The organism is Chryseobacterium salviniae (genome assembly GCF_035819015.1).
In the GTDB taxonomy this organism is placed as follows: Bacteria; Bacteroidota; Bacteroidia; order Flavobacteriales; family Weeksellaceae; genus Chryseobacterium; species Chryseobacterium salviniae.
The window spans coordinates 92,215-106,777 of sequence record NZ_JAYLAA010000034.1 but is presented as its reverse complement, the minus strand read 5'-3'; the positions used below and the strand labels follow the sequence as shown (position 1 = coordinate 106,777).

General features: G+C 37.2%; 9 protein-coding genes and 1 tRNA gene. 5 read left to right on the top strand and 5 right to left on the bottom strand.

What is annotated here, in order from left to right:
- Window positions 1-4 precede the first annotated feature (4 nt).
- The 4 genes from tamL to ccoN form a co-directional block, all read right to left on the bottom strand.
- Window positions 5-2,329, bottom strand: coding sequence for a translocation and assembly module lipoprotein TamL (gene tamL / locus SOP96_RS08455; RefSeq protein WP_326320544.1), 2,325 nt, complete (start codon window positions 2,327-2,329; stop codon window positions 5-7).
- Window positions 2,330-7,369 carry a translocation/assembly module TamB domain-containing protein gene (locus SOP96_RS08450; protein ID WP_326320543.1) on the bottom strand — a complete coding sequence of 1,680 codons (5,040 nt, stop codon included), beginning with the start codon at window positions 7,367-7,369 and terminating at the stop codon, window positions 2,330-2,332.
- A 298-nt stretch (window positions 7,370-7,667) separates the two neighbouring features.
- Window positions 7,668-8,555 (bottom strand): cbb3-type cytochrome c oxidase N-terminal domain-containing protein, encoded by an 888-nt coding sequence (locus tag SOP96_RS08445; RefSeq protein WP_326320542.1) that lies wholly within the window; start codon window positions 8,553-8,555, stop codon window positions 7,668-7,670.
- Between the two features lie 12 nt (window positions 8,556-8,567).
- Complete coding sequence (ccoN, locus tag SOP96_RS08440) at window positions 8,568-10,850, bottom strand: cytochrome-c oxidase, cbb3-type subunit I (RefSeq protein WP_326320541.1); 2,283 nt, start codon at window positions 10,848-10,850, stop codon at window positions 8,568-8,570.
- A gap of 194 nt (window positions 10,851-11,044) precedes the next feature.
- Here ccoN and SOP96_RS08435 point away from each other — a divergent pair, with 194 nt between their 5' ends.
- The 3 genes from SOP96_RS08435 (at window position 11,045) to SOP96_RS08425 (ending at window position 12,704) form a co-directional block, all read left to right on the top strand.
- A complete protein-coding gene (locus SOP96_RS08435; RefSeq protein ID WP_326320540.1) occupies window positions 11,045-11,350 on the top strand; it encodes a helix-turn-helix domain-containing protein in 306 nt (101 codons plus the stop codon).
- Between the two features lie 102 nt (window positions 11,351-11,452).
- A complete protein-coding gene (locus tag SOP96_RS08430) occupies window positions 11,453-11,899 on the top strand; it encodes a hypothetical protein (RefSeq protein WP_326320539.1) in 447 nt (148 codons plus the stop codon).
- Complete coding sequence (locus SOP96_RS08425) at window positions 11,892-12,704, top strand: GLPGLI family protein (RefSeq protein WP_326320538.1); 813 nt, start codon at window positions 11,892-11,894, stop codon at window positions 12,702-12,704. The genes SOP96_RS08430 and SOP96_RS08425 overlap by 8 nt, the downstream gene beginning before the upstream one ends.
- A 191-nt stretch (window positions 12,705-12,895) precedes the next feature.
- Here the strand turns inward: SOP96_RS08425 and SOP96_RS08420 are convergent.
- Window positions 12,896-12,966, bottom strand: a tRNA-Gln gene (locus SOP96_RS08420).
- 99 nt (window positions 12,967-13,065) lie between these two features.
- Between SOP96_RS08420 and SOP96_RS08415 the strand changes: the two genes are divergently transcribed.
- Both SOP96_RS08415 and arfB read left to right on the top strand, forming a co-directional pair.
- Complete coding sequence (locus tag SOP96_RS08415; protein WP_326320592.1) at window positions 13,066-14,103, top strand: AMP-binding protein; 1,038 nt, start codon at window positions 13,066-13,068, stop codon at window positions 14,101-14,103.
- A gap of 3 nt (window positions 14,104-14,106) precedes the next feature.
- The gene (gene arfB, locus SOP96_RS08410) at window positions 14,107-14,499 is read left to right on the top strand and encodes an alternative ribosome rescue aminoacyl-tRNA hydrolase ArfB (RefSeq protein WP_326320537.1); all 393 of its coding nucleotides are present in this window, start codon (window positions 14,107-14,109) and stop codon (window positions 14,497-14,499) included.
- Window positions 14,500-14,563: the final 64 nt, after the last annotated feature.

Genomic DNA, 14,563 nt, shown 5'->3' with positions numbered 1-14,563 from the left:
TAATTTAGAAAGGATACCCGATCGCAATATTCAAAATAAGATTGTCTCTTCGCCAATTGGAATCTCCGAAATTAATCTTATCAAAAGCCCATCGGTCGCCTCTTTCATAATAAGGCACTCTCAGTGGCATTGCGAGGTCGAGTCTCAGAATTAAAATAGAGAAATCAAGTCTCAGACCAACTCCGGCTCCCACGGCAATTTCACTTAAAAATTCTTTGGAAAATTTCGCGCCGGGTCTTTGAGAATCCTCATTAATCAACCAGATATTTCCGGCATCAGCGAAAACAGCTACATTTAAAAATTTATATAAATTAGCACGGTACTCTGCGTTCAGTTCTAGTTTTACATCACCTGACTGATCAAAGTAAAATCCTTCCGGGATTGTTCTCGGATCAAAGCTTCCCGGCCCCAAGGTTCTCGCACGGAAAGCTCTTACACTGTTGCTTCCCCCGGAAAAGAACTGCCTGGAAAAAGGAATATATTCGGAATTTCCGTAAGGATAGGCTACCCCGGCAATAGCACGGGTCGCAAGAGACGTTTTCTCATTAAATTTATGATAAAACCTGAAATCATTTTCAATTTTAGCGTACTGACTGAAAGGTACTCCGAAAATGCTTTTCTCCTTGTCTTTCTTAACATTTGCTCCGGTTAATAAGCCTGTAATATTTCCTGCCAGATCAAGTGTTCCTTTATAATATATCGTATTGGCTTTTGGCAGCATGGTATTGGTATATGTATAAGAATAGGTTGGGCCGAAAATCAGCTGTTTTTTTACCACTCTTTCCATCGCGTCGTTACCTGCAGATCTTTCTATATACAAAGGCGTAACATTGGCAGGAGAAACATAGGTAATATCAAGGATTTTCAGATCGTGTTCCTTTCTTGCATTTTCTTTCCATACATATCCGAAGGAACCGCTGAAAGTATTGAGCGTATAATATTCCGTACGGTTCTGGAATTCATAGCCTAATGTAATATTGGTTCTCGGAACAAAAGCACTGGAAGAATTAAATCGGAATGGCGCTACAATTCTCGGGATGGAAAGCTGTACATTTGATCCTGCCCTGAAAATATTTTTGGCATTTTCCGGTCCGCCGATCTGCACATCAAAAGCGCCGTATACCGATGCTTTAAACTGCTCTGCACCTCTGAAAAAGTTCCGGTGTGTCCAGTTGAGATTAAGCTCGCTTCCCGCATAGTTGGCAGAATTGGTTCTTCCCAACGCTTCAAGACGGAGTGATTGCAATTCTCTCGGAGTTAATAAATAATAGGCATCAAACTTATGTTGTAAAGAATCTGAAACCTCAAATTCATTTTTTACAAATTTGAATACACCAAGACTGATAAGCCTGTTCAGCGTAAGATTGTGATTGGTACGGTTATAAAGGTCGCCTGTTTTGAAATACAAAGCCCGGTCGAAAATCTTTGGCTTGAATTTATGTTCAGGATCGATCACATAGATATCTTTGTGAGCATATTTCTGAAGGGAATCAGGATTCATCGGGACGCTGTATTTTCCATCTTTCACGTCACGGATATTATAATTCGGGAAAACAACCACTTTGTCTATACTGAATTGTTGTGTGGAGAGATCAGGAGTATTGTCTTTCAGTTTTACATTCAGCGCTACTTTATGGTTTTTGCTTACGGTACTGTCTGCCTGAACAATAATATTATCGGGATGGAAATAATAGAAACCACGCTCTTTTAAACCATTATCTATTCTTTCTCTTTCGGACTTGATAACGTCAAGGTCAAAAGGCTGTCCTTTTTTTAGTAAAGTTTTATCGGTAAGATTCTGGATTTCTCTGTTAATAAGTGTTGAATCCTGCTGGAATTTTACATCGCTGATCAGATATCTTGCTCCGGGCCGTAACGTATAAATTACTTTCGCCTTTTTATTATGAGAAACCGTATCATATTTGGCATTAGCATTAAAATATCCCTGGTTTTCAGAATAATTTTCGATAATATCTTTGTTAAATTCACGGTCTACATCACCGAGAAGTACGGGTTTTTCACCCATTTTATATTTCAGCCAGTAATTGAATCCTTTTTCTTTTTTAGGCTCTTTGGCAATGTTGTAGAAAAAGAGTTTTGGCCTTAACCCTAAAAAACTGGAATTGGGTTTGGGGGTAAGATTGGCTTCAAGGGCAGATTTAAGATTTTTTTTCTCTTTCTTGGAAATCGTATCATTTTCGATGTTGATTTCAGCTCCCGTATACAGCATTTCGCCTTCCTTCAGGTATCTCGTGTTACACGAAACTACAGCAGAAGCCATCCCGAATGTTAATGCATATTTGAAGTATGTCTGATAATTCTTTTTCATTTATTTAAATTCTACGGCTTGGTTCTGATTATTTTTTCTTCTTTCATTTTGCTTCTTCTCTTTTCTTGATCTTTGGAAGATATCCCGGAATTTATCGTAATCCAGAGTAATGATAAATCCTAAGCCGGTCTCCACGATCTGTCCCTGAAGCGCTACCTGATATTCGTTCTTACGGTATGCACGAAGCATATATCTTCCGTCTTTGGATAAGCTGTAATCCACCGTTACGTCTCCGGCAATATTGGTCATGTTTTCATTCTGGCGGGCTTCTCCCTCCAGTCCGAAATTACTTCCTACGAAAACTTTCAGCCTGTCGTTCAATAGTTTTTTACTGATGTCTACATTCAGGTCGGTTCTGATATTCTGGGTTCCGGTGGAATAATCTTCAGAAGATTCCAGGTCAAAATTCAGGTCAACTCCTTTGATGAGGTCGGAAGCAAGATTATTCAATTGTTGTGAAAGAATTTTACTCACACTTTGTCTGGCCATCATCTCTCCGGAAAGTCCGGCTCCGGATTCAAAAGGATTTTCTCCGATGAACCTGTTCAGCAATAATAAAGCAAAAACCTGCTTATTCATCTCGGATTCCTGAGTTCTGAGCTGTGCCAGTTTCTGGTCTACAATATCGGTAACGTTGGAAGAGACCGCGTTGTTTTTCTCATCGGTCGTAATATCAAAAGTGATGACCGGCTTCAGCAGCTCACCTTGCATTTTTAATAAGGTGTTGAAAGGGATTCTTTGCTTAAACTGATTCAGTGTGGATGCATCCTCGCCGCTGATTTGCTGTTCTACGAGATCAATGGGTGCCGCTTCCGTTTTATAGACGGCCGTAATATCAAGCGTGGCAGTGGTCGGTTCGCCGGTCCAGGTGATGGTGCTTCCTTTCTGGATATCGAATTTTCTTTTCAAGACACTTACCGTCATTTCATAGCTTCCGGATTCCACTTCATAAACGCCTACTAAAGTTGTTTTTCCTGAAGGATCGATTCCGCCCGTTAATTCTGCTTCCCCCTGAAGTTTTACAAAATCTCCGTTGGCTTTATCAATTAATAGTGACAGTTTTGCTTCTTTGCTCAATTCAATATTGACGTTTACATCCATTCCTTTAATCCTGCTTTGGGAATTTAAAGAATCTGCCTTAATGGTTTTATTCAAAGCGACCTGATCCTGATCGATAAATTCTACAATCCCTTCTCTTTCCTGTAAAGTGGGAGATGACTGCGGAAGGACAAAAGTGAAATCCGTATTGTCGGCAACGGCTAATCTTCCGTCAACCTTTGGTAAATCAAGATTTCCGCGAACCTGCAAAGCAGCATCAATAGAAAGAATTCCGTACATGATGGCTTCATTGGATTTTTCTGAATTCACTACCTTGAAATCTTTAGCATTCAGGTCAAGGTTAAAGGCAAAATCCCTGTAGGTCTGCGTAAGAACCTGCCCGTCGATATTCAGGGAATTTCCGTCTCTGTCATTGATTTTGAAGTCGTTAAATTCAATACCGCGGCTTGTAAAATCAATTTCATCGTTCAGCATTCTGAAATCACTTCCCGTTTTGGCAATTTCAAGTCCGGCATCATTGAATTTTACTTTACCTAAAATATTCGGTTGCGAGGAAGTTCCGGTGATTTTCAGGTTTCCGGAAATGTAACCTTCCGTATTCGTAATCGCATTCATCGAAAAGCCCTGAACCGACTTCATCTGAAGCTGGTTGATCGCCATATTCAGGTCAAATGTACTTGAAGAAGCATTGTAATCTCCGACAATTTTTACATCATTATTATTTCCTGAAAGGGCAATGTTGGCATTGAGAATTTTCGGTGAAGTATTATTCACTTTTACCGCAAGGTTTCCGACAGGATTTTCATATACGATAAGATCTGAAATATTTAAATCTGAAGTAAACGTCATGTTTTTCGTAAGATCACGCAGCTGTGCCGTTCCGTTGATCGTTCCTCTCGCCAGCAAAGTATCTTTTTTAATCAATTCAGTAATGGTTTCTATTTTAAAATCCTTCAACGAAACATTTAAAGGTGAATTGGGTGACTGTGTTTCAGATTGTACCAGGATTTCACTTCCGCCATTAGATAGTCTGAAATTATCTGCCAGAATTCCTGCATTGCTGATCTGGATTTTATTGCCTTCAGCTACATTCCAGTCGGTGTAGTTGAGTTTTAGTCCATCCGGATTGAGGGAAATTTCCGTGATATCGTTCATTGATTTTGCATTACCGGCAATCAGGAACTGCGTTTCATCCTTCTGATCTTTCGTAGTGATGTTGTAATTGATGATATTATCGGCAATATTTCCTCCGATATTTACTTTATTTAAAGCAAAGCTGGAACTTTTTAGTGCGGCAACATTAAGATTATATTGTAAAGCCTGGTTTTCATTCGTAACCTGTAATCGTGCATTTTCAATAGAGTTTTCACCATATAAAACCTGTGGAATTTGTCCGTCGATTTCTATTTTTTGTGAATCGGCATTGTAATTTCCTGTAAGATTGATGGTTTCAAAACTCTTCAGATCCGGAACAAATTTCCTGATGAGATCATCATTTTTAATTTTAGCATTAAAGGTAAAAAACTGTCCGGCCTCGATTTTTTGATTTTTTGCGGGCTTCTGGAACTGGTAATATTGGTTGATAGTTTGGCTTAAAGCTCCGAATATCTGGGTAAGCCTGTATTTTCCTCTCAATTCCACATCAGCAATCTGCGAATTGAAAATAATATTCGTGGAATCAGCGGTAGACGATGCTTTTAGGTTAATTTCCTGAATAGGATAAATTTCTTTCGTATCTGAAAAAGCGAAATCTTTTAAATTTAAGTAACCGCTCAGATGATCAGGATCAAGATTGGTAAAGTCGCCATCTATTTTTCCTGCAAGAATCATTTGTTCTTTATAGAATCCGAGCTTATTCAGATCAAGTTTTAAGATATTTCCATTGACTTTTACCGTAGGATTTTTTTCATTATAGACTCCGGATGCGGTCAATTGCATATTGGCGTTCGGATCTTTAGAATTTAGAATAATATTGTAAGCACCGCGTCTTATTTTTCCGGTAAGGTTCATATTCTGATAGCGGTATCCTTTGTACAGTGCCGAAGCAACATGGCCTTTCAGGTCTGCATTGGCATTTTTGAAATCGAAGCTTTCGCCTTTGGCATAAATCTGTGCAGAGACAGAACCGATGTCTTTATTTTTTATGATTCTTCCGATCTGTAATCCTTGTAAATTGGCTTTTACGTCATACAACTCACGGTTTTTTCTGCGCATATCCACTTTTGCTGCTACCGATGCATTTCCTGAAGTAGAATAGAGGTTAAGGTTAGCATTTACCACTTTGGTTGTTCCTTTTGCCGTTCCTTTAATACTCATATTGGAAGGCAGAGAAATATTATTTGGAATCGTGTTTTTCGGAACAAGATTATAGATTGTTCTTGCTGAAGACGAGAGTTCGGCAATTTTTAGATCATAATATAAATTGTCAGGATTGGTGGCATTTTTAATTCTTCCCGAAGCGGCAACTCTTAGCTGGTCGAGACCTGAAACTTTTAAATTATTAATTAAAAGATCATTTACACTGCCTTTTACGTTTGCATTTACATTTAAAACAGCATTGGGATATCTGTTGAAAGGGGCGGTATTTCTTAAAGTTGGCGCCAGATTCAGAATATCGGCAAACCCCACTTTAGAGTTTTTAATATTGGCTGAAATTTTCACTGCTCCTAAATTTGAACTGAGCTGCTCAATGGAGTTATAATTTAATACCACCTCATCACGCAGTATGGTTCTTGACGTTTCCAGATAGAGATCTTTCAGGTAAGCTTCTTTTTCATTGTACACAAAATCGGTATTGAATTCCCGGATATCAAGTCCTCTTGCTTCCTGAATTTCCGCCGAATTGACTGATCCTGCAAACGTATTGTTCTGCATTTTAAAGTCCCTGACTTCGAGATTTAACTTTGAAAAATTCAGATGATTGAAATCCATTCCTTGTCTGGTAGGAGCAATCGCGGTATTGTTATAGGCCACTTTTACGTCATTAAGCACAAGTTTTCCCAACAAAAAATGAAGTGCCTTCTGCTTTTCTGCAATTTTGGAATTGTCAGATTTTTCCTCTGTTTCCGGGTTGGCATTTTTGGACGGAAGATAAAGGTTTGCATTAATATTGGCGCCGGAAAGGATAACATTGTCTACATCGTATGCATTGTTTTCAAGATCAAGCTTATTTACTCTTGTGCTGAGTTCTTTAAACAAAACTTTGGCGAAAGTTTTGGTATTGTCGTCGCCGTAATCAATGTCAAAATTGGTAAGCTTTACACCTCTTAATCCCAGCTGCATTGGTTTTTTATTATTGAGTGAGTCTACTTTCTTTTCAACATTTTTGGAAACCTCTTCTACCAGATCCTGCTGGAGTTTAAGTTTAAGCCCGTCCAGATTAATATCATTCACGGCATAGGAATTATTCTGAAGGTCAAACGTTTTTACCCTCGTGTCAAAAGATTTAAAGTAGAGTTTAATATCATTACGCGACTGCTGGTCATTGAAAGTAACGCCAATATCTTTAAGCTTGATTTTATCTAAAGAAATAATGAATGGTTTTGAAGGACTTTCCTGCTTATCAGTGGTCGCAAAAGCATCAAGGATATAATCGAAATTGAAAGTCCCGTCCGGCTTTCTCACAACGTTGGCGCGGGCTCCTTCCAGGTCAACTGATGTAATATCTGCGGTGGAATTGATCAGTTTAAGCATATTCAAGCCTACATCCAGCTTTTTTACCGCAAGAAGGGTATCTATATTTTGGCCTTTTAAATAAAGATTTTCCATAACAAGGCTGTTCGGAAATCCTATATAAACCCTCTCCAGGCTTACTTTTGTTTTGATTTTTTTTTCAAGATAAACAACCAGCTTGTCTTTTACAAAGTTCTGAACAGCAGGAAGTCTAAGGCTAAGAATAAGTAACACGATCAATACCAAAATGGATATAATGGTAATAACGAAGCGCCGAAAGAGTTTTCTTTTGTTGATTTTCAGTTTCAAGAGTGATTGGGTTTAAAACAAATATAGCAATACTAATCGTACTGCTGATCTGTTGTGGTACCCTTTTCGTATGCAAAAATCCTGCCTTGGCTGCCAATCTAATGGAATTTAGTTTAGTTAATTGTCAAGTGAATAGTTGATGCTGACAACCAAAGCCCGGATTTATGTGTTTAAAAAGCCCCTTTTTATAATCTTCTTTACTGAAAAGGTTTTAGCAAAAATGAATATTCAGGTGTTTAGTTATGTATTCAAAGGGGCTTGGCATGGTTTGAAAAAGTATATATTGAGATTAAAAGTTTTAATTGTTTCCGTTTTCCCATTGCACTTCCTGTCCCTGAGGTGCAGCACCTCCCTGAGCCTGAGTAATAGGAGCGGTTTCCTGGTTGATGTGATAAATGTACGCTGCAATTTTTTCAGCGTCTCTTCCGGTGATAGCTCCTTCTTTGATTAAAGGGCGCATTGTTGGATTATTCGGCGAACCGTTTTCAAGCATCCAGAATACATTTTTAAATAAGCTTTTTTCTTTGATATTGATCCAGTGTTTGTCGGTAAGATTCGGGCCGATGCCTCCTTTTCCGCCTTCGCCGTGACAGGTTACGCAATTGGTTTTAAAGAGCTCTTTACCTTCGGCAATATTGTCTGCACTGTATTTTGCGGACTCAAGGTTGATTTGCGGAGCTGTTTTTTCATATTCAGCGATGGAAGCAAGCATGGTTTTGGTTTCATGATTTAATTCTGCATCGGGATGTGCATATTCGGTGAATGAAAATGCGGTAAGATACACTGCACAGAAAATACATCCGAACCAGAAAAGTCCGATCCACCATTTCGGAAGTGCGTTATCCAATTCTTTAATCCCGTCAAATCCATGATCGATAAGAATATCTTTTTCTTCTGTAGCAGATTGTTTTTTGAACGCTGAATTCCACAGCTTCAGAAAATACGGAGTGTTTTTTTCTTTAATATATAAAGCTTTTTCTTCATCCGAAAGTCTGCTGAAATTCTGATTTTCGATAAGGTCTCCGATGGAACTCATGATCAGAAGCAGGATAATGGCAATCAGCATCAGTCCCCAGAAAAAAGGAGAAGAAAAATATCCTGAATCGTGAGCGAACATTTCGAACGCCATGATCGTTAAACCTATGGTTACAATGATGTATACTGAAATTGGGGTTCTTGTTTTCATTGCTAATTCATTTTAATTATCTGCACTTGCGGTTTGAATCTGAGTGGTTTTAATATCGGTTCCCAATCTTTGGAGATAAGCTATCATGGCTACAATTTCCCTGTCTTCAAGCGGAACAAAAGATCCTCCTTTTGCCATCCTGTCTTTTTCAACCTGCTGTTTTACATCTGCGGCTTCAGAGTAAATTCTTTTAACAATACCTTTTGCCTGATTTTCTGCCCATTGATTCGCAGAATCGATCTGTGCTTTGGTGTAAGGAACATCGAAATAATTTTTCATCAGTTTCATTTTGTCGGCCATCTGTTTTTTATCCAGTTTGTTGGTAATCAGCCACGGAAAACGAGGCATGATGGAGCCGGCTGAAGTAATTCTTGGATTATACATATGTTTGAAATGCCATGAATCAGGGTTTCTTCCTCCTTCTCTGTGCAGATCCGGCCCGGTTCTTTTTGATCCCCACAGGAATGGCCTGTCATAAACAAATTCTCCGGCTTTTGAATACTGTCCGTTTTTCCCTTCAAATCGTACAATTTCATCACGGAACGGTCTTATCATTTGAGAGTGACAGGCATTGCATCCTTCTCTGATGTATAAATCTCTTCCTTCCAGCTCCAGCGGAGAATAAGGCTTAACGGCAGTTATGGTTGGTACGCTTTGTTTTAATGTTAAAGTCGGAATGATTTCCACCAAACCACCGATTGCTACGGTAATGAAAGCCAATATGGCCATGATTCTCGGGGTTCTTTCAATCCAGAGGTGTAAACCTTCGCCCTCTTTTCTGGCACTTCCTATTTTTGCTAAAGCAGGAGCTTCTGCCGGTACGTTTTTCTGGAATGAGCCGGCTCTAATGGTTTTGATGACGTTTACAACCATTAAAATGGCACCTGAAATATAGAATAAACCGCCTAAAAATCTCATTTTGTAGTAAGGGATAATTGCCGTTACCGTATCCAGCCAGTTTTTCCACACTAATGTTCCGTCCGGGTTGAACTGCTTCCACATTAATCCTTGTGTAAAGCCGGAGATATACATCGGAACGGCGTAGAAAATAATTCCCAACGTTCCCAGCCAGAAGTGCCAGTTGGCCAGTTTTTTAGACCAAAGTGAAGTTCTCCACATTACCGGAATCAGGTAATATACAATCCCGAATGCCATGAAACCGTTCCACCCCAAAGCTCCGATATGTACGTGACCAATTACCCAATCGGTGTAATGTCCTATTTTATTCAAAGATTTTGTTGCTAATAAAGGCCCTTCAAATGTTGCCATACCATAGCAGGTTACAGCGACTACGAAGAATTTAAGAATAGGATTTTCTCTTACTTTATCCCATGCTCCTCTTAGTGTTAATAATCCGTTTAGCATACCTCCCCAGGATGGTGCGATCAGCATAATAGAGAAACCAGTTCCCACGGCTTGTGCCCAGGCCGGCAACGCCGTATACTGAAGGTGATGAGGCCCTGCCCAAAGGTAAACGAAGATCAATGACCAGAAGTGAATAATAGATAATTTATAAGAAAAAACCGGTCTGTCTGCAGCTTTAGGAAGGAAATAATACATTAAACCTAAAACCGGAGTAGTCAGTACGAAGGCAACGGCATTGTGACCATACCACCATTGTACCAAGGCATCTTTAGCGCCTGCATAAATGGAGTATGATTTCCATAAAGTGAATGATAAAGGTACTTCCAGATTGTTGAAGATATGCAACATCGCTACAGCAATCCACGTTCCGATGTAGAACCAGATGGCAACATATAAATGTCTTACCCTGCGTTTCGCAATGGTTCCAAACATATTGATTCCGAAAATCACCCATGAAATGGTAATTAAAATATCAATCGGCCATTCGTGTTCTGCGTATTCTTTGGAGGTATTAATTCCCATCAGGAAGGTGATCACTACAGAAACGATCATGATCTGCCATGTCCAGAAGTGCATCCATGAAAGAGTGTCGCTGTACATTCTGGTTTTCAGTAAACGCTGCATGCTGTAATAGGCACCGCAGAAAAAAGAATTGCAAACAAAGGCAAAAATCACTGCGCTTGTATGCAGCATTCTGATTCTTCCGAAGCCTAACGCCCCTTGTGTGTTGATTAATCCCTGAATGTTTCCTGAAGCCAGACTTTTAATGGTGCTGTCATCTGTTCCAAATAAAAACTCCGGAAGTTCGGGGTAAAAAAGCATCAGTGCAGCGGTAAGACCGAGTAAAAAACCAACCAGACCGAATGCAATTGTAGCATAGAGAAATGCTCTGACAATATTATTGTCATAATTAAATTTTTGCGTCTCCATAATTCCTAAGGTGTTGTCCTGAAGTGATATTCTTTTTTTAAAACAAAAGTTTTATTGTAAATTTTTAACTGAAGTCTCAATAAATAAAAATATCATGTAGCGTAATAATGTTTTGCCAAAGGTATTCACTAACTTTGTCTGAGGCTAATAGATATCCTTCTAAAATATACCGAAAACTACTAAAACGGCATGGTATGAAAATATGTGGTCAAAACATCAGAAAAATCCGAAGAAGTAAGGATTTAACACAGGAATATATGGCTTTTGAGATGGGAATATCGCAGAAAGCATATTCCGATATTGAGAATTCCAAAGTGAAAATTAATCTTGAAATTCTTACTAAAATCTCTGACATTTTAGGCATAAAACCTTCTGAAATATGCAGCATTTCCGATAAATGCGGCAACAATGACTACGAAGAAAAATATAATGGACTGCTTGAATACATGAAGAAAAAAGGAATATCCATTCCGGATGATTTTCAAACTAAAATAAATTAAAAAGAGCGGAGTTGTCCTTTAGGAGCTTTGGCAATGATAATTGTTTTATTTTACGTCAGCATTATTTTTACAATGATCATGATTTTACTAAAGACACTGTCAATGAAATTCTGTTTTGGCTTTTGTAAGAGTATTGGTGGTCTGTTGCTGTGGATATCGGGAATTACTACCGATTACTTCAGAAGAGATAATATTTTTAATAATTATTTATTTTGGTTTAATTTTAACAGGAACTTAAAAAAGATTAAAAAAATGCATAATATAGTTTTATTAGTACTTTTAACCTGTCAAACAGAGATATTAACGTTTATGAAAAAACTATTATTAGCAGCTATTGGAGTTGCGGGATTCGCAAATGCCCAAAAAATCAGATCTCATGGATGTACTTCAAGAGGATGCTCATACACTTATGCTTCAACTTGTACACCATTTACCAGTTTCACCGTAACTCAGGAGTTAATATTATCGGCAGCTTTAGTTATTGTCAATCAGATTAATCAAGAAGATTGTGGTACACCGGTTAAAGAAGTTACAATTAGTAATGATTAAAAACGAGTCCTTTTTTTTGCAGTTTTTTTTTAAAAAAAACTGTTTCATTTTTTTATTTTTTTCATTTTTTTTTGCTTATCCTCAAGAAAAACTCAATGCTGAGATAAGGGTTGGCTATTTTTTAAAGGCAAAAAATTCTTTAAAGAATAATGCTAAATTACATAGCGAAGAATTTTGGTTAGTTGCCAACAATAAAGAATCCGTGTTTAAAGCTAAAGATGCTTATGTATTTGATTCTCTTAAAGCTCAAGGTTTAAAGTTTGAACAATTGCTATCTCATTTTGATTTAAAAGGGCAATCCAATATTTTTATAAAAAATAAAAAAATAGAGTTTACCAATTCGGTTAACGTTGACCATGAACTTGGTTACATTGAAGGAGGCACATGGAATTGGCAAATAGTAAATGAGTACAAAGAAATACTAGGTTTGAAATGCAAGAAAGCAACAATAACAAAATACGGTAGAAATTGGATTGCCTACTTTACTGAAGATTATCCTATGCCGTTCGGGCCATATAAATTCAATAATTTACCAGGATTGATTTTAGAAGTTTTTGATGATAAGAATGATTACAGTTTTACAGCAACTTCTATTGAGAAATTTAAACAAAGTTATGCTGTAAGCAGATTCTCAAAACCTAAGTTCTTTTCTAAAAGTGATTATCTTAAAGCTAAGAAAAATATAGAATCAGATTTCAGTTTAGGTGGATTAGTTATATATAGTACCGAAGATCTAAAAAAATTTAATAATTCTTATAACGAAAGAATGAAATATGATAATCCGTTAGAACTGGCATTGGATTAATACATCTGCTCTCACAAGAGTACTAATTTAATTATAAAACTTAACTCAGCTATTGATATCAAGATGATATTTAGCTGGGCTAATTTTAAATTATTTAGCTAATTGCCTATAAATCCTAAAGTTTTATTACTAAATATATAAATAAGCATAAAACAAAAACAGGAAAAATGACGAACATTCTTCCTGTTATGTAGACTCACAGGGATTCGAACCCCAGATGACTGAACCAAAATCAGTAGTGTTACCGCTACACCATGAGTCTTTCTCTGTTTGAGTGGTGCAAATTTACAGCTTTTTTCATTATTTGCAAGAACTTTTTGAAGTTTTTTATAAATTTACAATTCCTTTATTCATGATCATTATGCTGATAGACTTCAAAAATCTCAATCTGAATCATTTATCATCCGAAACCGAATTTGAAAAGAAAGTCAAAGCTTTTTTGGAAGAATGGTATTCCGATGAAAAAACATTATCGGTGCAGACTTCCGGTTCCACGGGAATTCCCAAGATTTTTGAAATTGAAAAAAATAAAATGACCGCTTCTGCTGAAATGACCTGCAATTTTTTAGGATTAAAGGAAGGAAATATCGCTTTACTATGCCTTCCGGTTGAATATATCTCCGGAAAAATGATGGTGGTAAGATCTGTAGTGGGAAAACTTAAACTTATCATCATAGATCCTTCCACAAAACCTTTGCAAAATCTTCACGATGAAATAGATTTTTGTGCCATGACGCCGCTTCAGGTAGAAAATTCATTGGATGAATTGCACTGGATAAAAAATGTAATTATCGGAGGAGCCGCCGTTTCAGAAAGTTTAAAAAATAAAATTTTTAATACGCTTGGATCAAAAGGTTCTCAACGGATTTTTGAAACCTACGGAATGTCAGAAACGCTTTCTCATATTGCGTTAAAACAAATTTATCCTGTATCAGAATCTTTTTTTACCGCCTTTGAAAATGTAGAAATTTCTACAGACGAAAGAGGGTGCCTGAAAATTTATGCGCCACATCTTAATGCAGAAATATTGCAGACTAACGATTTAGTTGAAATTAAAAATAATAACCAGTTCAGGTTTTTGGGGAGAATTGATAATGTGATTAATTCCGGTGGTGCTAAAATTTTCCCGGAACAGCTGGAATCTTTAGTGAAGAAAGAAATTCAAAATGAAGCTGTTTTTTTAGGAATCAATGATGAAAGTTTGGGGCAAAAATTGATACTAATTATAGAAGGAAAAGAATCTCAGGATATCATCAACAAAATTACAGCCATACCTTTTGAAAAAAAATTTCATAAGCCTAAAGAAATTATTTTTATTGAAAAAATCCCGAGAACTCCCAATGGAAAGATCAACAGGATCGAATTGAAAAATACATTGCAGAATAATATCAATAATTAAGAAATGAAAGATTTTTCAAAAGAACTCACTTTTAAAACTTCCCGCAGCAGCGGAGCAGGAGGGCAGAACGTCAATAAGGTTGAGACCTCCGTAACAGTTCTCTGGAAAGTTCTTGATTCCGGATTTTTTAATGATGAACAAAAAGAGCGTATTCAACATAAACTCAGCAACAGAATCAATGCGGAAGGTTTTTTATATTTAACGGTGTCTGAAACCAGGACACAATTGATGAACAAGGCCAAAGCCATCGAAAAAATTCTTGAACTTGTTGATAAAGCTTTGATTGTTCCTAAAAAACGCTTTGCTACAAAACCTTCCAAATCACAAAAGCAAAAACGTTTGGATACCAAAAAGAAATTATCCGAGAAAAAGGAAAACCGAAAATTCAGATTTTAATTCAGAACTGTAATTTAGGACGAATCAGAAATGTTAAAAATTTTTCATTTATACTGATAATTCA